At 70.3% G+C, this 21,609-nt stretch carries 18 protein-coding genes; 10 read left to right on the plus strand and 8 right to left on the minus strand.

Going from position 1 to position 21,609, the window contains the following annotated elements; translation table 11 throughout:
- Nucleotides 1-4 precede the first annotated feature (4 nt).
- Nucleotides 5-1,639, minus strand: a complete 1,635-nt coding sequence (gene pruA, locus NR810_RS06100; RefSeq protein ID WP_257448875.1) for an L-glutamate gamma-semialdehyde dehydrogenase — start codon at nt 1,637-1,639, stop codon at nt 5-7.
- A gap of 135 nt (nt 1,640-1,774) precedes the next feature.
- On the opposite strand from pruA, the gene NR810_RS06105 reads away from it, so the two are divergent.
- A complete protein-coding gene (locus NR810_RS06105; protein WP_257448877.1) occupies nt 1,775-2,713 on the plus strand; it encodes an aldo/keto reductase in 939 nt (312 codons plus the stop codon).
- A gap of 18 nt (nt 2,714-2,731) precedes the next feature.
- Here NR810_RS06105 and NR810_RS06110 read toward each other — a convergent pair whose 3' ends face one another.
- Nucleotides 2,732-3,136 (minus strand): response regulator, encoded by a 405-nt coding sequence (locus NR810_RS06110; RefSeq protein WP_257448879.1) that lies wholly within the window; start codon nt 3,134-3,136, stop codon nt 2,732-2,734.
- 210 nt (nt 3,137-3,346) lie between these two features.
- On the opposite strand from NR810_RS06110, the gene NR810_RS06115 reads away from it, so the two are divergent.
- The gene (locus NR810_RS06115) at nt 3,347-3,745 is read left to right on the plus strand and encodes a thioredoxin family protein (protein ID WP_257448881.1); all 399 of its coding nucleotides are present in this window, start codon (nt 3,347-3,349) and stop codon (nt 3,743-3,745) included.
- Between the two features lie 20 nt (nt 3,746-3,765).
- Here the strand turns inward: NR810_RS06115 and NR810_RS06120 are convergent, their stop codons facing one another.
- Together NR810_RS06120 and NR810_RS06125 are read right to left on the minus strand one after the other, a co-directional pair.
- Entirely contained in the window at nt 3,766-4,164 is a 399-nt protein-coding gene (locus NR810_RS06120; protein WP_257448883.1) for a hypothetical protein, read from the minus strand.
- A gap of 115 nt (nt 4,165-4,279) precedes the next feature.
- Entirely contained in the window at nt 4,280-4,963 is a 684-nt protein-coding gene (locus tag NR810_RS06125) for a S1 family peptidase (protein WP_257448885.1), read from the minus strand.
- A gap of 135 nt (nt 4,964-5,098) precedes the next feature.
- Here NR810_RS06125 and NR810_RS06130 point away from each other — a divergent pair, with 135 nt between their 5' ends.
- The gene (locus NR810_RS06130; protein ID WP_257448887.1) at nt 5,099-5,989 is read left to right on the plus strand and encodes an NAD-dependent epimerase/dehydratase family protein; all 891 of its coding nucleotides are present in this window, start codon (nt 5,099-5,101) and stop codon (nt 5,987-5,989) included.
- Here NR810_RS06130 and NR810_RS06135 read toward each other — a convergent pair.
- The 3 genes from NR810_RS06135 to NR810_RS06145 form a co-directional block, all read right to left on the minus strand.
- Nucleotides 5,984-9,949 carry a serine/threonine-protein kinase gene (locus NR810_RS06135; protein ID WP_257448889.1) on the minus strand — a complete coding sequence of 1,322 codons (3,966 nt, stop codon included), beginning with the start codon at nt 9,947-9,949 and terminating at the stop codon, nt 5,984-5,986. The genes NR810_RS06130 and NR810_RS06135 overlap by 6 nt on opposite strands.
- A gap of 106 nt (nt 9,950-10,055) precedes the next feature.
- The gene (locus NR810_RS06140; protein ID WP_257448891.1) at nt 10,056-14,018 is read right to left on the minus strand and encodes a serine/threonine-protein kinase; all 3,963 of its coding nucleotides are present in this window, start codon (nt 14,016-14,018) and stop codon (nt 10,056-10,058) included.
- 66 nt (nt 14,019-14,084) lie between these two features.
- Complete coding sequence (locus tag NR810_RS06145) at nt 14,085-14,612, minus strand: hypothetical protein (RefSeq protein WP_257448892.1); 528 nt, start codon at nt 14,610-14,612, stop codon at nt 14,085-14,087.
- A gap of 144 nt (nt 14,613-14,756) precedes the next feature.
- Here NR810_RS06145 and NR810_RS06150 point away from each other — a divergent pair, with 144 nt between their 5' ends.
- The 5 genes from NR810_RS06150 to NR810_RS06170 all read left to right on the plus strand — a co-directional run bounded on the left by NR810_RS06150 (nt 14,757) and on the right by NR810_RS06170 (nt 18,189).
- The gene (locus tag NR810_RS06150) at nt 14,757-15,428 is read left to right on the plus strand and encodes a hypothetical protein (RefSeq protein WP_257448895.1); all 672 of its coding nucleotides are present in this window, start codon (nt 14,757-14,759) and stop codon (nt 15,426-15,428) included.
- Nucleotides 15,429-15,506: 78 nt separating this feature from the next.
- Entirely contained in the window at nt 15,507-16,703 is a 1,197-nt protein-coding gene (locus tag NR810_RS06155) for an acetyl-CoA C-acetyltransferase (protein ID WP_257448897.1), read from the plus strand.
- 38 nt (nt 16,704-16,741) lie between these two features.
- Nucleotides 16,742-16,957: a hypothetical protein gene (locus NR810_RS06160; RefSeq protein ID WP_257448899.1), complete on the plus strand. Its 216-nt coding sequence runs from the start codon at nt 16,742-16,744 to the stop codon at nt 16,955-16,957.
- A 152-nt stretch (nt 16,958-17,109) separates the two neighbouring features.
- Nucleotides 17,110-17,307 carry a hypothetical protein gene (locus NR810_RS06165; RefSeq protein ID WP_204225761.1) on the plus strand — a complete coding sequence of 66 codons (198 nt, stop codon included), beginning with the start codon at nt 17,110-17,112 and terminating at the stop codon, nt 17,305-17,307.
- Between the two features lie 225 nt (nt 17,308-17,532).
- Nucleotides 17,533-18,189 carry a rhomboid family intramembrane serine protease gene (locus tag NR810_RS06170; protein ID WP_306817895.1) on the plus strand — a complete coding sequence of 219 codons (657 nt, stop codon included), beginning with the start codon at nt 17,533-17,535 and terminating at the stop codon, nt 18,187-18,189.
- Between the two features lie 20 nt (nt 18,190-18,209).
- Here the strand turns inward: NR810_RS06170 and NR810_RS06175 are convergent, their stop codons facing one another.
- A complete protein-coding gene (locus tag NR810_RS06175; protein ID WP_407653759.1) occupies nt 18,210-19,850 on the minus strand; it encodes a sigma 54-interacting transcriptional regulator in 1,641 nt (546 codons plus the stop codon).
- A 139-nt stretch (nt 19,851-19,989) separates the two neighbouring features.
- On the opposite strand from NR810_RS06175, the gene NR810_RS06185 reads away from it, so the two are divergent.
- Complete coding sequence (locus tag NR810_RS06185) at nt 19,990-20,856, plus strand: dioxygenase family protein (protein ID WP_257448905.1); 867 nt, start codon at nt 19,990-19,992, stop codon at nt 20,854-20,856.
- Nucleotides 20,857-20,895: 39 nt separating this feature from the next.
- Nucleotides 20,896-21,552 carry a YceI family protein gene (locus tag NR810_RS06190; RefSeq protein WP_257448907.1) on the plus strand — a complete coding sequence of 219 codons (657 nt, stop codon included), beginning with the start codon at nt 20,896-20,898 and terminating at the stop codon, nt 21,550-21,552.
- Nucleotides 21,553-21,609: the final 57 nt, after the last annotated feature.

Raw genomic sequence — 21,609 nt, forward strand, 5'->3', positions numbered from 1 at the left:
GGTTCTACGAATTCATGAACGGGTAGGGGACGCGGGTGGGCGGGACGAAGTTCTCCTTGATGGTGCGCGGAGAGGTCCACCGCACCAGGTTCAGCATGGAGCCCGCCTTGTCGTTGGTGCCCGAGGCGCGCGAGCCGCCGAAGGGCTGCTGGCCCACCACGGCGCCGGTGGGCTTGTCGTTGACGTAGAAGTTGCCCGCCGCGTGCCGCAGCGTGCTCATCGCCGTGGAGATGGCCTTGCGGTCGCGCGCGAAGACGGCGCCCGTCAGCGCGTACGTGGCGCACGAGTCGCACTCGCGCAGCGTCTCCTCGAACTTCGCGTCCGGGTACACGTACAGCGTCACCACCGGCGCGAAGATCTCCTCCATCATCAGGCGGTGCCGCGGGTTGGTCACCTGCACCAGCGTGGGCTTCACGAACCAGCCCTCGCTCCGGTCCGTCTCGCCGCCAGACACGATGCTCGCCTCGCCGCCCTGCTTCGCCAGCTCGATGTACGAGGACGTCCGCTTGAAGGACTTCTCGTCGATGACCGCGCCCATGAAGTTGCGGAAGTCGCTGACGTCGCCCATGCGCAGCTCGGCGATCATCTCCTGCAGGCGCGGCTTGAGCCTGGGCCACAGGGACTCGGGCACGTAGATGCGCGAGGCCGCCGAGCACTTCTGGCCCTGGTACTCGTAGCCGCCGCGCACGATGGCCGTGGCCACCGCCTCCAGGTCGTCCGCCGCCGAGGGGTGCACGAAGATGAAGTCCTTGCCGCCCGTCTCGCCCACCAGCCGCGGGTACTGCTTGTAGCGGGCGATGTTCTCACCCACCGTGCGCCACATGCCCTGGAACGTGGGCGTGGAGCCCGTGAAGTGGATGCCGCCCAGGTGCGGGCTGGCCATCACGGGGTTGCCCACCGTGGGGCCGTCTCCCGGCAGCAGGTTGATGACGCCGTCGGGCAGGCCCGCCTCGCGCAGCAGCTCCAGGTTGTACCAGTTGCTCAGCGCCGCCGTGGTCGACGGCTTGAAGAGCACCACGTTGCCCATGAGGGCCGGCGCCATGGCCAGGTTCAGCGCGATGGAGGTGAAGTTGAACGGCGCCACCGCGAACACGAACCCGTCCAGCGGACGGTAGTCCATCATGTTCCACGTCTGCGGCGAGCTCACCGGCTGCTCCGACATGAGCCGCTCGGCGAAGTGCACGTTGAAGCGCAGGAAGTCGATGGCCTCGCACGCCGCGTCGATCTCCGCCTGGTGCGCCGTCTTCGACTGGCCCAGCATGGTGGAGGCGTTCAGGATGGGGCGGTACTTCGTGGCCAGCAGCTCCGCGGCGCGCAGGAAGATGGCCGCCCGCTCCATGAAGGGCATCCGCGCCCACTCGTCCTTGGCCGCCAGCGCCGCCTGGATGGCCTGCTCCACATGGCTCGCGTCCGCCTCGTGCACCGTGGCCAGCACGTGCGAGTGCCTGTGCGGCATCCGCACCGTGTCCGTCTTGCTGGACTTGATGCGCTTGCCGCCGATGACGATGGGAATCTCGATCTGCTCGGAGGCCATGCGCTTGAGCGTGGCCTGCAGCTCGGCGCGCTCGGGCGTGCCGGGCGCGTGGGAAAGGACGGGCTCGTTCTGCGGCGGGGGAACGCGGACGTTGGCGTTGATCACGCGGAGCACCTCGGGGAGAAAGCGGGGTAGGGAAGGGCGGCGGAGCATAGCCCTTCATCTCGAAGGTTGAACCACCAGGGAGATGTAGAACCCACACCTCCGGACATCACATCCATCACCCGGACTGAGGCTCATATGGCAGATGAACGAATGCTTCCCCGCTTCCAGCCCCGCCGGCAGCTCGGACGTACCGGCTTCCAGGCCACCGTGGTGGGCATCGGAGACCTGGCCGATCGCTCGGTCCCCCGGGAGCGGTGCGTGGCCACGCTGCACCGCGCCATGGATGCCGGGCTCAACCTCATCGACACCGCTCCCGGCTACGAGGACGGCTACAGCGAGCAGATCGTCGGCGAGGCCTTGAGGGGCCGGCGCGAGGGCATGTTCGTCATCGACAAGGTGGACTTCCTGGACCAGCCGGTGGCCCCACAGGTGGAGGAGAGCCTGCGCCGGCTCCAGCTGGAGGCGGTGGACCTGTTCGTCTTCCACAACGTCTCCGTGCCGGCCACCTGGGAGCGGCTCGCCGCGCCGGGCGGGGGCATGGAGGAACTGGAGCGCTGCGTGCGCCAGGGCAAGGCGCGCTTCCGAGGCATCTCCAGCCACCACCCGGACGTGCTGCGCGCGGCGCTCGAGTCCGGCCGCTGCGACGTGGTGATGTTCCCCGTGGGGCCCTTCGTCCATCCGCGCTACGTGGAGGAGATATTGCCGCTGGCGAAGTCCAGGGGCGTGGGCACGGTGTGCTTCAAGACCTTCGGGGCCGGCAAGCTGCTCGTGGACACCGAGGGGTATGGCCGGCCGCTCCAGGCTCGTCCGCGCGGCAAGGTGAGCTCGGGCGGCTCCGACGACACGGGGGCGGAGCCGTCGCTGCCGCACCTGGGGGTGGAGGAGTGTGTGCGCTACACGCTCACGTTGGACCCGGACGTGGCACTGCTGGGCATGAGCTTCCCCAATGAGCAGGACGCGGCGCTCCACGCCGCCGCGGCCTTCCAGCCCCTCACCTCCGCGCAGATGGCGGACGTGCGCCGGCGCGCGGTGGAGGCCATCGAGGGCAAGGGCGCCGTGTGGTGGAACCCCTGAGGCGGGGCCGGGTGGGCGTCAGCCCTGGCCCTGGGCCACGGCGAGGTGCCGGGGCTGAAGCAGCTCGTGCATCCGCGCGATGAGGACGGCGGGCTGTACCGGCTTGACGAGGTAGACGTCCGAGGCCTGGATCATGCCGGGCCGGGGCGCCATGCCGCTGATGAAGACGAAGGGCACCAGCTGGAGCGGAGGCGGCTCGGAGCGCACCCGGAGGGACAGCTCGTACCCGTCCATGCCCGCCATGTTCACGTCCGACACGATGATGTCGGGCGGTTGCTGACGGGCCTGATCGAGCGCGGAGAATCCATCCTCGGCCAGGGCGCAGTCGAAGTCCGGGGAGAGCAACAGCCGCAGCGTCTGGCGCATGGACCACGAGTCATCCACGATCAGCACCCTGGGTTTCACGACGCTCTCCACCTTCACGGACGTTCTCGTGCGCGACCGTTTCACCGGGGGTGTCCATCGGCCCGTACCCCGAATCACGCACCTGTTCAGTTTCGCTCGCTTTGCCAGGATAAGGAAGGGGGGTCGTCCGTCTTTTCAGCCAGCAGCCAGGAGAATCTTCCCTGACGGCTCCTGACTCCTACCTTACGGGGGGCCGGGACGGGACATCGGGCCCTTCGGAGGACTCCCATGGCGGTGGTATCCCTGAACAGCAGGAGCTTCGGACCGGTGCTGGCGAGGCCCGGCATCCTGCTCATCGGCTGGTGGGCCAAGTGGTGCGCGCCCTGCTGCTTCATCGCTCCAGATGTGGCGCGGGTGGCCGAGCACCACCCGGACATCACCTTCGCGATGGTGGACGTGGACGCGGAGCCGGAGCTGGCGGAGGTGCTCGGCGTCCAGACGATGCCCGCGCTGATGGTGTTCCGCGATGGCTTCCTGTTGCTCAACCACGTGGGGCCCGTGCCGGAGCCGATGTTGGAGGACCTCGTCCGGCAGGCCCGAGCGCTGGACATGGACGGCGTGCGGCTCGAGGTAGCGGAGTACCGCGCCAGCAACGCGCGCATGAGGATCGGCCCGCACGGGGTGTGAGCCCCGCGCGTGGCCGGGGCTCACCGCCTGCCGGGTTTGTTCGGCTGGATTTCGCGTGGCTCGTCCGCCGGAGCCTCGCGCTTGTAGACGTCCTCGTTGATGTCGTGGTTGCGGACGGGATCCTTGTCCTCCTGCTCCTCCCACTCCTCACCACGCTCCACTCGCGCTTCCCAGGACGTGTCCTGTGACGAGCCGGGATTGTCGGCGGGGCCGGTGCGCGCGTTGATGTCCCTCGCGACCCTCGCCGCCGCCGCGTCGATGGAGTCCTCGAGCGTGCCCGCGTTGCGCGGCTGGAAGTTCTGTCCGCGTTCGTCCGGCACGTACTGGTCGTCGCCGACGTTCGTCATCTCGGTGTCGGCCCGGCCCTTGTCCTGGGAGTTCTTCGTCCTGCCCGTGGGAATCTTGGGAGTGTCGGCCATGGGTGTCTCCGTCGCCTTCGCGCCTGTGTCTGCCCGACTCAACTTCGGCACGGTGGCGCACCGGAAAACCTCTCTGGCGCGCCGGGGCTCGGCTGCCCGGCAGGGTGAGGGGGGACTACTGGCCGGCGCCTCCGCTGCCGCCGACTCCTTGCAGGGACTCGGGCCGGGCCATCTCCGCGACGAGCGTTTCCACCAGCGAGGCGATCTCCGCGGTGGGAGCCGCGACGCTGCATGCCGCGCCTCCGTGCACCAGGCCCACCACCTGGAGGCGGTGGTCCACCACGGGCGCGCCGGAGTCACCCTTCTCCCCGTGCAGGCTGGTGAAGAGCGCCTGGGGCACGCCGGGCAGGGAGGGGCAGCGCCCGAGCCGCTTCAGCTCCACCTCCTGGGGTTCGCCCGGACGGTCGTTGCGGCCGGCGAAGAGGAGTCCCTCGCCCGGCACGGGCAGCGAGGTGGCCACGGCCAGCGGAGGCACCGGGGCCTGCTCGTCGAAGCGGATGACGGCGAGGTCTCGCACGGGATCGACGATCTTCACGACACCGCTCAGCAGATGCCCATTGCGCAGCACCACGGGCTGGCGCTCGCCGGGAGCGACGTCGATGCAGTGCGCGGCGGTGAGGGCGTGGCGCCCGTCGGCGACGACCACGCCGGCGCAATGCCCGGGGAAGAGCGTCACCGTGGCGTCCTTCACGGCCCGGAAGTCCGGCGCAGTGTCCTCCTGCTTCTTCGCCGAGCCGCAGGCCGCCAGCGTCACCATTGCCAGGACACCGGCCAGACCCGAAAGTCTCCTCGCGCGCATCGCCGTCCTCCCACGGGGCGGGGTTGCTCCGTTGGGGCTGACGATGTGCATTCCCCCGTGGTGGTATCGGCGCAGGTTCGCTGAGCAGGCGTGCGTCCGGGATGAACCCGGGGTTGCACGCGAGGAGAGGACGACATGGAGCTGAAAGGGAAGGTGGCGCTCGTGACGGGCGCCAACGGGTTCGTGGGCTCTTTCATCGTGCGGCGTCTGGTGGAGGAGGGCCTGCGGGTGCGGGCCCTGGTGCGGCGTCCCGAGGCCGACGCGGAAGTGCGGGCCCTGGGCGCGGAGCCGGTGCGGGGAGATCCGGCGGACGCGCGGTCCGCGCGGGAGGCCGCCGTGGGAGCACAGGTGGTGGTGCACTGCGCGGCCACGGGGTCCGATGACATGGCCGAGGCGATGCGGGTCAACGCGGAGGGCACCGAGGCGATGCTGGAGGCCGCGCGGGCCGCGGGCTGCGAGCGCTTCGTGCACATCTCCACCGTGGCCGTGTACGACATGGCCAGGGTCGATACGATCGACGAGGGCGCTCCGCTGGTGAAGGAGGGCCGGGCGTACTCGGTGAGCAAGGCCGAGGGAGACCGGCGGGTGCTCGCGGCCATCGGGCGGGGCCTGCCGGCCGTCATCCTCCGCCCGCCGTGCATCCTGGGCGTGCACCCCACGTCCACCTGGGGCAACAAGGTGCCGCGCGCCATCGTCGCCGGGCAGTTCGCACTGCCGATGGGGGGCGAGGGCCACCTCTTCTACGTCCACGTGCGCAACCTGGCCGAGGCCGTCGTCCAGTGCCTGCGCTCGGAGGCTGCCGTGGGGCAGGTGTTCGACATCGCCGATGGGGAGACCACCTGGGGCCGCTACGCCGCGCACTTCCGCTCCGAGCCGCTTCCCGCGGTTCCGGAGTCGCAGGTCCCGAGCTTCCTGAGCTTCCGCGGGCACTTCCCAGCGGAGAAGATCCGGCGCGTGCTGGGCTACACGCCCCGGTACTCCTTCGAGGAGGTCATGCGCGAGACACAGCAGGCGCTCGGCTCATGAGCCGAGGGGCTCGCCCCAGCGCAGGTGGGCCAGCTCGAGGACGCGGGCGTTCTCGGGCACCTGCCGCAGGAAGCGCTCACGGACGGTGACATCGGGAATGTCGTTGGCGCGGGTACGCACGCAGTGCAGGGCGCGGCGCAGGGCTTCCTCTCCAGCGGCGGTGGAGCCCTCGGCCAGGCAGGCCTCGGCCAGCACCTGGAGCAGGCCTACCCTGGCGAACCCGCCACCGCCCACCGCGTCTGCTTCGCGCAGCGCGAGCTCCGTCACCTGGCGGGCCCCGGCCGGGCGTCCCCGGGCGAGCAGCAGGGCACCCAGCAACCAACGTGCGCGGGGGATGAAGGGCGCGAACGGCTCCAACTCCTCGCAGGTCTCGCGCGCCCGGGTCTCGGCCTCGTCCATGGCCCCCTTCCACATCGCCACCCGCGCCAGCACCCAGAGCGCGGAGCCCCGGTGCAACCGGTTGGGGACCCGGGCCTCCACCCACTCGAGCGCCAGGGCTTGGGCCTCCTCCTGGTGCGCCGGCTCGGGGCCATCCGCCAGCACCTGCATCAGGCTGTACCGGGCGTGGGCGATACCGAAGAGCTGCCCCACCCGCACCGCCAGCGCCATGCTCTGGCGCGCCCGCTCCACCGCTCCCGTGTGGTCTCCGAGTGCCTGTCGCGCCTGAGCCTCCCACGAGAGGGACGCCACCTCGTTGCGCTCCGAGCCGACCTCGCGGAAGGCCTGACTGGCCTTCTCGCTCCAGTTCAGTGCCGGCCAGGCCCCCTCCGTCAGGCTCAGGGTCCGGAAGCCATGCGCGATGTTCCTCCAGCCGCGCACGATGGCGTCCCGGGCGATGCTCTCCCGTCCCTTGTGCTCCAGCCGCTCGAAGGACTCGTTCGCCTCGGGAATGGCGTTCACGTAACACGCCATGCAGCTCATGAAGCACAGCGCCTGGTAGTACGCGTCCTGGGCTTCTGGCTCCGGCTCGGTGTCGAGCAGCAGCCGGTGCAGGGCGAGCAGGTGCTCCCTCTGTGCGCTCTGGCCATAGCCCAGGCACAGTCCGCTGATCAGGCTGCTCCACCGGGCCTCGCCAGGCTTCAGCTGGGGCAGCACGGCGCTTCCCACCTCGTGCAGGGTCGCGAAGTCGTCCATCCAGAAGGCCGCGGTGGCTCTCAGTGCGTGCAGCCGCACCAATGCCTCTCCGGTGGGCCCCAGCGCCAGGGCCGCCTCCATGCACCGCTCCATGTCCTGCATGTCATGGCGCTCGAAGAGCTGCTCGGCGGCCCGGGTGTAGAGCTGGATGGCCCGCTCGGGCCGCTGGCCCAGCGCGGCATGTTCGGCGAGCACGCGCGGGTCGCGCTCTCCCGTCTTCTCCAACCAGAGGCCCGCGAGCTGATGGCCCGCCGGCTTGTGGCTGTCGGGCACCAGCCCATAGGCCGCGTCCCGGACCAGCGCGTGCCGGAAGCGGTACTCGGCCTCACCCGGGAAGCGGCTGAGGGTCTGCGGCTCCACCCACTCCCACTCCACGAGTTGCCGGTACCACCCGTCCAGCTCCTGGGCGGAGCGCTCCTCACCCAGCAGCACGCGCACGCCACCTGACCAGAAGGTGCGGCCGAGGATGCTGGCGGCCAGCAATACCTGACGGGCTCCGGACTCCAGCCGCATCACGCGCGCCTGGAGCATGGCCAGCACCGTCTCCGGCGTGGCGTCCCCGCGCCCCTCGGCGACACCGCGGATGAGCTCCTCGAGGAAGAGCGCATTGCCTGCGGCCTGCTCCACGAGCCGGTCGATGAGGAGCTCGGGCACGGCCGTGCCGAGCACCTCGCGCACCAGATGGCCGCTCGCCTTGCGGCTCAATCCTCGCAGGGGCACCTGCTGCATGCGCCGCGCCGCCGGGTGACTCGCCAGGAGCTGTTCGACCTCGGGCCGGGCCAGGGCCAGCACCATGAAGCGATGCTCGGCCAGCTCACGCAGGACCTCGTCCACCATCCGGAGGGTGAGCACGTCACCCCAGTGGAGATCCTCCAGCACCAGCAAGACAGGGGAGCAGGTGCACTCGGCCTGGAGGAAGCCCACCAGTGCCCGGCCCACCTGGGTGCTCATCAGCCGCGGGTCGTTGCGGGCGGCTCGCAGCCTCGGGTTGTCCTCATCGGAGAAGGGAATGCCGCACAGCTCCCCGAGGAACGGGACGAGCTCCTGGCGCTGGGCCGGGGATAGCTGCTGCCCGAGGCGCTGGAGCAGCCGTGTCTTCCGGGCCTCGAGCGGTTCGCTGCCGGAGATGCCGCACAACCGTCGCAGGGCCTGGCCGATGAGCCCATCCGCCGAGCCCGCGCTCATGGGGTCTCCCCGGCCGAGCAGCTTCAGCACCGGCTGTCCGCGGCGCTCGAGGCGGCGGAGGAATTCATGACGGAGGCGGGACTTGCCCACGCCCGCGGGGCCGGTGACCAGCACGGCCTGCGCGGCGGGCTCCTCCACGCAGGTGGTGAAGGCCACATCCAGGAGGGTCAGCTCCTGCTCGCGTCCGACGCAGGGCGTGGGTCTTCCCAGCAGCGGCCGGGACTCGTCCGAGTCGAGCTGTGGGGCCTGCAACAGGAAGAGCCCGGGCATCGGGCGGGAGACCTGGATGCTGGAGCCGAGCAGTCCCGCCGTCACCTCGTCCAGCAGCACCGGAGCGCCGAGGCTCGCGGGCAACTGCTCCAACTGGCGGAGCAGCTGACCGGCGCGGTCCATGGCCTCGCCCACCGGGATGTGCTGGTCGAGCCGGCCACGGCCGGTGGTGAGGACCACGGCGGCCTCGGGCCAGCGCTCCTGCACCGCGAGAGCACAGCGCGCGGCCAGGGCGGCCGGGTCGACGGCGGAGCCGTGGATGGCCACCAAGGAGACGACGAGGGAGCCATCGGCGAGCAGCTCCACCCGTGCGCCGTGGGGGGCGAGCAGGGTGCTCAATGCCTCGCGCAGGGGCGCACGTGAGCCGGGCGCCGCGGGGGTCTTTCCGCGGGGCGCGGCCAGGAGCACGCTGAAGAGCTGTTGTTCCACGCCCGCCAGATGGGGCGTCGGAAGCCGGGGCTCCTCGGTGGCGTGGGTCGCTTCCAGACCAGGAAGGAGCCGCACCAGGGTGCTCGTGACATGGAGCGCGTCCTGGAGGCGCCGGGTGGGATCCTTGTCCAGCATGAGGTCGAGCAGTTCCTGGAAGGCGGCGGGAAGCTCGGGACGCGCGGTGCGAAGCGGTGGCGGCTCGGTGAAGAGGATCTTCGCGAGGACGGCGGCGAAGTGGGACGCGGAGAAGGCGCGCTGGCCGGTGAGGCACTCGTAGAGGACGCAGCCCAGGGAGAAGACGTCGGCGGCGGGAGTGAGGCGGGATTGGGCCGAGGCCTGCTCGGGCGCCATGTAGCCCGGGGTGCCGAGCACCATGTGGCTGGCCGTCATGGCGGAGTCGGGCAGGGTGTCGCGCGCCAGGCCGAAGTCCAACAGCACCACGTCCTCGGGGCGGCCGTTGCGCAGCAGGAGGTTGGAGGGCTTGAGGTCGCGGTGGACGATGCCGCGTTGGTGGGCGGCGCAGAGAGCCTCGGCGGCGCGGCGCAGCAGGGCCAGTATCTCCTCCAGTCGAAGCGGCTGGCGCGCGAGGCGGTGGGCCAGGTCCTCGCCTTCCAGCCATTCCATGGCGAGGAAGGGCAGGCCGGCCTCGGTGGTGCCGTGCGCGACGTAGGAGACGATGCCGGGGTGATGCAGGGAGGCCAGCAGGGAGGCCTCCCTGTGGAAACGCTGGAGGGTCTCGGGGATGGCGACGTGCAGGAACTTGAGGGCAACGGGTTGGCCGGTGCGCGAGTCGCGCGCGCGGTAGACAGAGCCCGTGCCGCCGCGGCCCGCCGGGGCCTCCACCGTGAAGCGGCTGGCGATGACGGTTCCCGTCGGCAAATGGGCGGTGGAGCGCGGTGCTGGCGACTCGACCGTTTCATCCAGCGACAGGGTGCTGTCCATGATGAGACTCTAGAATCTGACTCCAGGCTCGGCCTACCCCCCGCGCCTGTTCTGTCGGGTGACAGAACCCTGGAGTCTGGGAGTTTGAGAATCCCCGCGCTCGCCCCTAGCTGAAGGGCTCGCCCCAGCGCAGGTGGGCCAGCTCGAGGACGCGGGCGTTCTCGGGCACCTGCCGCAGGAAGCGCTCGCGAACGGTGGCATCGGGAATGTCGTTGGCGCGGGTACGCACGCAGTGCAGGGCGCGGCGCAGGGCTTCCTCTCCAGCGGCGGTGGAGCCCTCGGCCAGGCAGGCCTCGGCCAGCACCTGGAGCAGGCCCACCCTGGCGAGCCCTCCGCCGCCCACCGTCTCCACCTCGCGCAGCGCGAGCTCCACTCCGTGACGGGCCTCAGCCGGGCGTCCCTGGACGAGCAGCAGGCCTCCCAGCAGCCAGTGCGCGAGGGGCGCGAAGGGGGCGAAGGGCGCCAACGCCTCGCAGGCCTCACGCGCCTGGGCCTCGGCCTTGGGGAGCGCTCCCTCCCAGGCGTCCACCCGCGCCAGGGCCCAGCGCGCGAAGCCCAGGTGCAGCCGGTTGGGGACCCGGACCTCCACCCAATCGTGCGCCAGGGCGCGGGCCTCCTCCCAATGGGCGGGCTCGGGGCTGGTCGCCAACAGCAGCATCAGGTTCTGCCGGGCATGGGTGATGCCGAAGAGCTGCCCCACCCGCACCGCCATCCCCATGCTCTGGCGCGCCCGCTCCATCGCTCCCTCGCGGTCTCCGAGCCCCAGCAGCGCCTGGGCCTCCCACGTGAGGGAGGCCACCTCGTCGCGCTCCGCGCCGGCCTCGCGGAAGGCCTGGCTGGCCTTCTTCGTCCAGGTCAGCGCCTGCCAGGGCTCGTCCGTCAGGCTCAGCGCCCGGAAGCCCTGTGCGATGCTCCTCCAGCCGCGCACGATGGCGTCCCCGGCGATGCTCTCGCCCCCCGTGCGCTCCAGCCGCTCCATCATCACGTTGGACTCGGGGATGGCGCCCACGTAGCACGTCATGCTGCTCATGAAGCACAGCGCCAGATGGTAGGCGCTCCGGGCCTCCGGCTCCGGCTCGGTGTCGAGCAACAGCCGGTAGAGGGCGAGCAGCTGCTCCTTGTGCCCGCTCTGGCCATGGCTCATGCACAGCCCGCTGAGCAGGTTGCTCCACTGGGCCTCGCCAGGCTTCAGCCTGGGCAACACCGCGCTCCCCACCTCGTGCAGGGTCGCGAAGTCGTCCATCCAGAAGGCCGAGATGGCCCGGAGCGCGTGCAGCCGCACCAACGCCTCTCCGCGAGGATCCAGCCCCAGGGCCGTCTCCATGCACCGCTCCATGCCCTGCATGTCATGGCGCTCGAAGAGCTGTTCGGCGGCCTGGGTGTGGAGCTGGACGACCCGCTCGGGCTGCTGGCCCAGCGCGGCATGCTTGGCGAGCACGCGCGGGTCGCTCTCTCCCGCCTTCTCCAGCCAGAGGCCCGCGATCTGATGGCCCCCCGGCTTGTGGCTGTCGGGCACCAGCCCGTAGGCCGCGTCCCGGACCAGCTCGTGCCGGAAGCGGTACTCGGCCTCGCCCGGGAAGCGGCTGGCGGGCCGTGGCTCCACCCACTCCCACTCCACGAGCTGTCGCAACCATCCTTCCAGCTCCTGGGTGGAGTGCTCCTCGCCCAGCAGCGCGCGCACGCCGCCGGACCAGAAGGTGTGGCCCAGGATGCTGGCGGCCAGCAACACCCGCCGGGCTCCGGGCTCCAGCCGCATCAAGCGCGCCTGGAGCATGGCCAGCACCGTCTCCGGTGTGGTGTCTCCACGGCCCTCGGCGACGCCGCGGATGAGCTCCTCGAGGAAGAGCGCATTGCCCGCGGCCTGCTCGACGAGCCGGCCGATGAGGGTGTCGGGCACGTCCTCGCCGAGCACCTCGCGCACCAGGTGGCCTCCCGCCTTGCGGCTCAACCCTCGCAGGGGCACCTGCTGCATGCGCCGCGCCGCCGGATGGCTCGCGAGGAGTTTCTCGACCTCGGGCCGGGCCAGGGCCAGCACCATGAAGGGGTATTCGGCCAGCTCGCGCAGCGCCTCGTCCATCAGCCGCAGGGTGGGCACGTCGCCCCAGTGGAGATCCTCCAGCACGAGCAGGACCGGGTGTTCGTCGCACTCGGCCTGGAGGAAGGCCGCCAGTGCCCGGCTCATCTGGGTGCTCATCAACTGCGGGTTGCCGCGGGCGGCACGCAGCTTGGGGCCGGGCTCGTCGGAGAGGGGAACGCCGCACAGCTCGCCGAGGAACGCCACCGTATCCGGCACCTGGGCGGGAGGCAGGTGCTGGCTGATGCGCTGGAGCAGCCGCATCCTCCGGAGCCCGAGCGGCTCGCTGCCGGTGATGCCGCACAACCGTCGCAGGGCCTGGCCGATGAGCCCATCCGCCGAGCCCGCGCTCATGGGGTCTCCCCGGCCGAACAGCGTCAGCACGGGTTGCTTGTGGCGTTCGAGGCGGCGGAGGAACTCGTGCCGGAGGCGGGACTTACCCACCCCCGGGGGGGCGGTGACCAGCACGGCCTGCGCGGAGGGCTCCTCCACGCAGGTGGTGAAGGCCATCTCCAGGAGGGCCAGCTCCTGCTCGCGGCCGACGCAGGGAGTGGGTTTGCCCATCAGTGGCCGGGACTCGTCCGAGCCTGGCGGCAGTCCCCGCAGCAGGAAGAGCCCGGGGTGGAGGGGGGTGAGCTGGAAGTTGGAGCCGATCAGCCCCGCCGTCACCTCGTCCAGCAGCACCGGAGCGCCGAGCTGGGGAGGCAACAGCTCCAGCTGGCGGAGCAGCTGGCCGGCGCGGTCCATGGCCTCACCCACCGGGAATTGCTGGTCGAACTGGCCGCGGCCGGTGGTGAGCACCACGGCGGCCTCGGGCCAGCGCTCCTGGATCAAGAGGGCGCAGCGGGCGGCCAGGGTGGCCGGGTCGGTGGCGGAGCCATGGAGGGCCCTCAGGGTGATGACGAGGGAGCCATTGGCGAGCAGCTCCACCTGGGCGCCGTGGGGGGCGAGCTGGGCGCTCAGGGAATCGCGCAGGGGCGCACGTGAGCCGGGCGCTCCGATGGTTCTTCCGCGGGGCGCGGCCAGGAGCACGCTGAAGAGTTGTTGTTCCACGCCCGCCAGAGGGGGCGGGGTGTGCCGGGGTGGCTCCGTGACGGGTTCCGCTTCCAGCCGGGGGCGGAGCTCCTCCAGGGCGCTCACGACATGCTGGGCGTCCGGGAGCCGTCGAGCGGGGTTCTTGACCAGCATGCGCTCGAGCAATTCCTGGTAGGCGGCGGGAAGCCCGGGGCGCGCGGAGCGAAGCGGGGGCGGCTCGGTGAAGAGGATCTTGGCGAGGGTGGCGACGAAGTGGGACGTGGAGAAGGGGCGCCGGCCGGTGAGGCACTCGTAGAGGACGCAGCCCAGGGAGAAGACATCGGCGGCGGGAGTGAGGCGGGTGTGGGCCGAGGCCTGCTCGGGAGCCATGTAGCCCGGGGTGCCGAGCACGGCGTGGCTGGCCGTCATGGAGGGAGAGGTCAGGGTGCTGCGGGCCAGGCCGAAGTCCAGCAGCACCACGTCCTCGGGGCGGCCGTTGCGCAGCAGGAGGTTGGAGGGCTTGATGTCGCGGTGGACGATGCCTCGCTGGTGGGCGATGGCGAGGGCCTCGGCGGCGCGGCGCAGCAGGGCCAGCGTCTCCCCCGGGCGCAGTGGCTGGCGCCTGAGGCGGAGGGTGAGGACCTCGCCTTCCAGCCACTGCATGGCGAGGAAGGGCAGCCCGTTCTCGGTCGTGCCGTGGGCGACGTAGGAGACGATGCCGGGGTGTTGCAGGGAGTCCAGCAGGGTGGCCTCGCGGTGGAAGCGATGGAGGCCATCGGGGGTACTGCCGTGCAGCAGCTTGAGGGCCACGGGCTGGCCGGACAGGGAGTCGTGGGCGCGGTAGACAGCGCCCATTCCGCCTCGGCCCGCCTGGCACTCGATGGTGAACCGGCTGGCGATGACGGTGCCCGCCGGCAGCGGGGCAGGGGCCCGCGACGAGGTTGCCTCGCCCGCGGCCTCGAACGTCAGGGTGCTGTCCATGGTGAGGAGTGTAGATTCGGATTCCAGGTAGGGCCTAATTCCCCTCTCCCCGGTCCGTGTCTCACCTCACGGTGCCGTTTCACAGCCGCAGCCGCACCTGTCGAAGAATGGCACCGTTCCCTCGACGCAGAGGAAGAGGATGGCCGCGCACTCGGCGGGATCCGTGGAGACGTAGGTGCGGTCCGGATCGTCGTATTTGCAAGCATTGCCCTCCTGGCAGCCGCACCCACATCCGTTGGAGAACGGCGTGGTGTCCTTGCCGCAGGTGAAGGGCAGTGTGGGGCACAGCGAGGGTTCCCGGGATTTGTAGCTCAAACCAGGCTCACTGCCCGTGCACCGGCGTTCCTTCGCCTTGCGGCAGAGACCGCCGCAGTCAGCTCCCCCCTGGCTCGGATCACAGTCGTCCCGGGGGTCATCGACGCACACATTGCCCTCGGAACAGGGGATGCCAGCGATTCCGCCGCAGAGCTCGCCACCCGGCTGTTTCCGGGTGGTGATGTCCTGGGTCCTCGTCGAGGGACCGCAGGCCAGACCGTGGAGGGACAGGCAGAGCGTGAGGACACCCCCGCTCATCAACCGGAGACGCATGGACATGTGGACCCCCCTCGTTTCCGCGAGGAGAGGAATCGGGCTGACCCGGGAGTTCCGGGAGTGGCGCGTTGGGGAGGGAGGAGCGCCCGGCTGGCTGGCTGCCGTGCCCTCCCCGTGTCCGGATTTTCCCAGTAGGGTGCGCGCCCCATGTCCCCGGGAAGCCCCGCCTTCGGTGTCCTCGTCGAGCTCGTCTTCGTGCTCGTCGCGCTGGGCATGGCCGTGAAGTTGCTGCTCCTCAATTTCTGGCGGGCCGTCCTCTTCCTCTTCCCCGCCAGCGTCCGCGTCCAGCCCGAGGCCCCCGCGGGCCAGATGGCGCTGCCCGCCGGGCTCACTCCCCTGGCGGACCGGCTCCGGACGCTCGGCTTCGTCCCGCTCGGCAGCCACGTGGAGCAGCCCCGCTTCCAGAAGGGGACGAGCTCCTACGACTTCGCCCACCCCGGCGCGCACACCTTCGCCACCCTCCATTTCGGGCCGGACGGCAAGCCCCGTCTCTATCTCCTCACCCCGCTCGCCCCCGAGGGGTTCGTGCTCACCGCCGGTTACCGGCGGCCGGGTTTCGAGCTCCCCGGCCGTTATCGCTCAGGGGGCGTCGCGGAGGCCTCCGTCGAGCGTCTGCTCCAGATCCACCAGGAGAGGCTCCAAGGTCTCGTTCCCACGGAGGATTTTTCCTGGGAAGGCCGGCTGGGGGCCGGGCGGGCGTGGTACCGGGGGGCAGGTCAAAGGGAGATTCGACGACAGAACCTCCAAGGGTTGTTGTGGACGGTCGTGGCCCTTGCCATCGTCGCCGGTCTCTTCCTGGGCGGCGGACGCTCGGTCTGACGCACCTGGGGCGTGCACGGCGCGCCTTCGGGGAGTAGGAAGAACGAATCTTTGCAGCCTGTGTGGAGTCGTCCCGCGATGAAGAGCGTGTCCAAGACCGAAGAGATCTATTTCCTGTCTGGCAAGCGTACCCCGTTCGGCACCTATGGAGGCGCACTGAAGGATCTGAGCGCCACGGAGCTGGCCGTGGAGTCGGCCCGCGCGGCGCTCGCGCAGGCGAAGGTGTCTCCCGAGTCCATCCAGCACGTCATCTACGGCAACGTGGTGCAGACGAGCGCGGACGCCATCTATCTGCCGCGCCACGTGGGCCTGCGCACGGGCGTGCCGGTACCGGTGCCGGCGCTGGGCGTCAACCGGCTGTGCGGCTCGGGCTTCCAGGCCTTCGTCACGGCGGCGGAGATGATGCTCACCGAGCAGGCCGACTGCGTGCTGGCCGGTGGCACCGAGTCCATGAGCCAGGCGCCCCACGTCATCCGTGGCGCCCGCTTCGGCATTCCGCTGGGCAAGGGCGGCATGGAGGACATGCTGTGGAGCGCCCTGACGGACAGCTACACGGGCAACCCCATGGCCCTCACCGCCGAGCAGCTCGCGGTGGACTACTCGCTCACCCAGGACCAGGTGGACGAGTACGCCGTGCTCACCCAGAAGCGCTTCGCCGCCGCGCAGGAGTCCGGCCGCCTGGAGCAGGAGATCTCCCCCGTCACGCTGAAGACGAAGAAGGGCGAGACGCAGTTCGCCCGGGACGAGCACAACCGGCCGGACACCACGGTGGAGGGCCTGAAGAAGCTGCCCAGGGTCTTCAAGAAGGACGGCGTGGTGCACGCGGGCGCCGCCAGCGGCATCTGCGACGGCGCGGGCTCCATGGTGATGGCCACCCGGAGCTTCGTGGAGAAGCACGGCCTCACGCCCATTGCCCGGCTCGTCAACTGGGGCATCTCCGGGTGCGACCCGAAGGTGATGGGCATCGGCCCGGCGCCCGCCATCCGCCGGCTGCTCGAGCGCGCCCAGTGCAAGCTGGGGGACGTGGAGCTCTTCGAGGTGAACGAGGCCTTCGCTCCGCAGTACCTCGCGGTGGAGAAGGAGCTGGGGCTGCCGCGTGACCGGACCAACGTCAACGGTGGCGCCATCGCCGTGGGCCACCCGCTGGGGGCCTCGGGCGCGCGCATCACCATGACGCTCGCCTACGAGCTCAAGCGCCGGGGGGCCCGCTACGGCATCGGCTCCGCCTGCATCGGCGGTGGCCAGGGCATCGCGCTGTTGATCGAGGCGCTCTGACCCCCTTTCGGTCTCCAGACGACCAACGGAACATGACGATGAGCAACGAGCTGGATGCGAAGGCGGCCCGGGAGCGGGCCAAGGCGATCGCCGAGCAGCGGCGCGCCGAGCGCCGCAACCGCAAGCGCAAGTGCGTGGTGTGTGGTGTGGAGGAGAGTGACAAGACGCCGCTGGGGGCCCACCCGGACGGCATCGGGCCCTCGTGCAAGGACGAGGTCTCCTGCCAGGCCCGCCGCGCCGCGGCCGCGCGCTGAGAGCTCCTCGAGGGGAGGCCGGAGCGGAGCGTCTCCGGCCCCTCGCCCACCCTGTCGGGTAGGATGGGGTGTTTTCTTGCGGGCAGTTTCCTTGATGGCCGTCAAGACTCGCGGTAAACCTGCGGAATCTCTTCGGCTACACGAGGGTCGGAATGGGCGTCATCAGCTTCACGGGAGTCAAGGTGTTCTCGACCACGCTCGCGCGCGACCGCGAGAACATGGGGGAGAACATCACCAAGTGGCTCAAGGAGAACCAGAACGTCGACGTGGTGGACAAGATCGTCACGCAGTCCTCCGACAAGGAGTTCCACTGCCTGACCATCACCTTGTTCTACCGCCATAAGTCCTGAGCCGGACACTCCGGTGGCGATGTCGGTTCGAGGGCGCTCTCCCCGGGACGGGGATGGGCGCCCTTTCCCATTGAGCGCGCTCGGAAGTGGACGGAAACGGTTGCGAAGCGGGCCGCGTTTCCCCACCTTTGGACGACTCTCGGGTGTTCCGAGCGGAGGAACGTGATGCGACCGATGCGAAGCTCTGGCGGCGGTAGTGGATTCGGCTTTGCTGGCGTGGAATCCATGGCCGCCAAGCTGGCGATCGGGCTCGTGGTGGGCTCGGTGTTGACCCTGGCGGCGCAGGCGACGATTGGCAGGCTCCTGGTGCTCTCGCCCCAGGCCGTCTTCCCCGGCCTCCACTTGTGGCAGCCCTTCACCTACGCTTTCGTCGAGACCGAGCCCTTCGGCATCATCTTCGGCGCCTTCGCCCTGTACTCCATCGGCGGCGGCCTGGAGATGAGCTGGGGCTCGCGCCGCCTGCTGCAGGTGCTGTGGGGTGGCACGATGCTGGCCGGAGTCCTCACCGTGCTGGTGGGGCTCTTCGTCCCCGTGGCCGGCGCCTACACCGGAGGTTGGGTGATGGGCACCATGGCCTGGGTGGCCTACGGCCTGTCCATCGGGCGCGGGCAGGCGAACTTCTGGGGCATCCCCGTCTCCGGCAACGTCCTGGCGGGCATTGGCGCCGGGTTCGTCGTGCTCAACGGGCTGCGCTTCGGGTGGGTCAGCCAGCTCCCCGAGCTGTTCGGGCTCGGCATCATCTTCCTCTACGTGCGCGGCGGCAGCCCCCGCCGCCTGTGGCTGCGCTTCCAGCACTGGCGGCTGCAGCGGCAGATGCAGGGGCGCTCGCGGCACCTGCGCGTCATCTCCAGCGAGCGGCCGAACGACAAGTATTTGAATTAGTCCCGCGAGCGGCGGGGAGCTCAGTTGGGGTGCTCGAGCTCTCCGTACTGCTTCAGCTTGCGGTAGAGCGTGGCGACGCCGATGGCGAGCTGCTCCGCCGTCCGCGCCCGGTTCCCTCCGTTCCGGGCCAGCACCGCGAGGATGTACTCGCGCTCCATCTCCTCGAGCGTCCGCGGTGATTCTCCCGGCAGCAGGCTCGGCGGCGCCGCGCGCACCTCCTCCGGGAGATCGTCCTTCTCCACCCGCGAGCCCTCGCACAGCGCCACCGCGCGCTCGAGCGCGTTGCTCAGCTCGCGCACGTTGCCCGGCCACGAGTAGCGCAGGAGCTGGTCCGCCGCTTCCGGCGACAGCCCCGTCACCCTCCGTCCCAGCCGCTCCGTCGCCTCCGCCAGCAGCATCCTCGCCAGCGGGAGGATGTCGTCGCGCCGCTCGCGCAGGGGCGGCACCCGCAGCTCGATGACGCGCAGGCGGTAGTAGAGGTCCTGCCGGAAGCGGCCCGCGATCACCTCCGCCGCGAGGTTGCGGTTGGTGGCCGCCACCACGCGCACGTCCACCTTGCGGCTCTGGTTCTCTCCCACGCGCCGCACCTCCTTCTCCTGCAGCGCGCGCAGCAGCTTGGCTTGCATCGCCGGCGGCACCTCGCCCACCTCGTCCAGGAAGAGCGTGCCCCCGTGCGCCGCCTCGAAGAGGCCCGGCCGGTCGTGCGTGGCCCCGGTGAAGGCCCCCTTCGTGTGGCCGAACAGCTCGCTCTCCAGGAGGCTCTCCGTCACCGCCGCGCAGTTCACCGCCACGAAGGCCTTGTGCGCCCGGCCCGACTCCTCGTGGATGAGCCGGGCGATGCGTTCCTTGCCCACGCCGCTCTCGCCGGTGATGAGCACCGTGGAGTCCACCTTCGCCGCCCGGCGCGCCAGGTTCAGCACCTGCTGCATGGCCTCGGTGCGCGCCAGCATTCCCGCCGGATCCTCCGGCACGCCCGACACCCGCGCCAGTGTCTGGCGCTTCGCCCGCAGCTTGCGCTCGGCCTGCTTGAGCGCCTCCGTCACCTGCGCCAGCGCTCCCTCCATGCACTGCGTCTCGTAGAAGCGCAGCGCCTCCTTGCACTCGGCGCTCCACTCCTCCTCCGGCTTGCCGATGACCTGGCAGACGGGGTCTCCCTTGCCCACGCAGCGCGTCTCGAGGCAGTACACCGGCTTGCCGTTGCAGTAGCTCATGTAGCCGCTGGCGAAGCCCGTCAGCGCCCAGCACACCGGCTCCTCCGCCTTGCCCAGGTGCAGCAGGTGCTGCTGCGCCTCGTACGAGTCGTGCCACAGCGCCTCCGCGAACGGCTCCGGGCCGTCCTCCGCGCCGCGCTCCACCCGCTCCATCACCACCTGCCCCTGTAGCGCGTGCAGCCGCCCTCCCGCACGGCGCCACTGCGACTCGTCCTCCCAGGGGAAGGCCGTCTTCATCGTCTCCGCCGTCCGCCAGCCATGCGCGAAGCCCAGCCGCGTGAGCATGCCCCGCGCCGCCGTCATCCCCACCGTGGAGATGAGCTCCTTGCGCAGCAGCCCCAGCACCACTGGATCCAACAGCAGCACCCGCTGGCCCGCGAAGTGGATGAGTCCCCCCTGGGGGTCGAAGCTCAGCAGCTCCCTCAGGTCCAGCTCCATTCTCGTCGCCACGGCGCCTTCCTCTCAGGATGATGCTCTTCTCTATCGTTTTGAGAGTGCCAATGCGAGCCGAATGGGAGAGGCTGAGGAAATTCAAGGGCTTGGCGGGTTGACTTTCCTGGCCCGGGGGTTGCTATGAAGTCCCCGCGAGATGAGCTCGGACCTGAATCGACGCGAGGTGTTGCAGGGAGCGGCGGCCGCCGGCGTGGCGGGCGCGCTGGGGAGCACCAAGGGGACGGCGGTGGCTCCGGCGCTCTTCGTGTCCCACGGCTCGCCCATGGTGGCGCTGGAGACGGACGCGTTCCCCCAGGCGATGAAGGCCTTCGGCGAGAGCGTGGCACCGCGAGCGCTGGTGGTGGTGTCCGCGCACTGGGAGACGCCGGGCGGGGTGCGCGTCACCGCCTCCGAGGCCCCTCCGCTCATCTATGACTTCGGCGGCTTTCCGGAGCCGCTCTATCAATTGAAGTATCCGAGCCCCGGAGCGCCCGAGCTGGCGCGCGACATCGTGGCGCGGCTGGGCGCGGCGGGGCTTCCGGCCACGGCGGATGCCAGCCGCGGGCTGGACCATGGCACGTGGATACCGCTGCGGCTGGCCTTTCCGGCGGCGCGCACACCGGTGGTGCAGGTGTCTTTGCCCTGGGGTGCATCCGCGGCGGACGTGGCGAAGATGGGCGAGGCGCTGCGCCCGCTGCGCGCCGAGGGCGTGCTCCTCATGGGCAGCGGTGGCATCACCCACAATCTGCGCCGGTTGGCCTGGCAGGATAAATCCGCACCCGCTGCATCCTGGGCGGGCGAGTTCGATGCGTGGGTGGGCGAGCGTCTCGCGGCCCGCGACTTCGCTGGGATACAGTCGTGGACGAGCGCACCGCATGCGCGGCTCGCGCATCCCAGTGCCGAACATTTCCTACCGATCTTCTTCGCCCTCGGTGCGGCCCTCCCCGAGGAGCGCGTCACCCCCGTCTTCGAGGGCTTCCATTACTCGAGTCTGTCCATGCGCAGCTTCGTGCTGCGTGGATGAAACCCCCGTCGTTCGCAGTCCCAACTGGAGAGAAACACCATGAAGCTGTCCCTCAAGCCCGCCGTTGCCGCTCTCGTGCTCGCCGCCCCTTCCCTCGCGTTCGCCGCCGAGTATGAGATCGACCCGGGCCACTCGAGCGCCCAGTTCTCCGTGAAGCACATGATGGTGTCGAACGTGCGTGGCTCCTTCGCGAAGGTGACCGGCAAGGCCAACATCGACGAGAAGGACATCACCAAGTCGACCGTGGAGGCCACCATCGACGCCTCCACCATCAACACCAACGAGCCCAAGCGCGACGAGCACCTGCGCAACGCGGACTTCTTCGACACCGCGAAGTACCCCACCATCACCTTCAAGTCGACGAAGGTGGAGAAGGCCGGTGAGAACCTGAAGGTGTCCGGCAACCTCACCATGCACGGCGTGACCAAGCCGGTGGTGCTGGACGTGGAGGGCTTCACCACCGAGTCGAAGGATCCCTGGGGCAACATCAAGCGCGGCGGCGTGGCCACCACGAAGATCAACCGCAAGGACTTCGGCCTGACCTACAACAGCGTCCTCGAGACCGGCGGCGTGGCGGTGGGCGAGGAGGTCGCCATCACCATCGACGTGGAGCTGAACAAGAAGAAGGACGCGGCTCCGGCGGCGGCGGCTCCCGCCAAGGCGGCCCCGGCCAAGTCGGCCAAGGACTCCAAGTAGTCCTTCAAGCAGGGTAGGGCGGTTGCCCGGAGGGGCCTCGGTGACGAGGCCCCTCTT

The organism is Archangium lipolyticum (assembly GCF_024623785.1).
Taxonomy (GTDB): Bacteria; Myxococcota; Myxococcia; order Myxococcales; family Myxococcaceae; genus Archangium; species Archangium lipolyticum.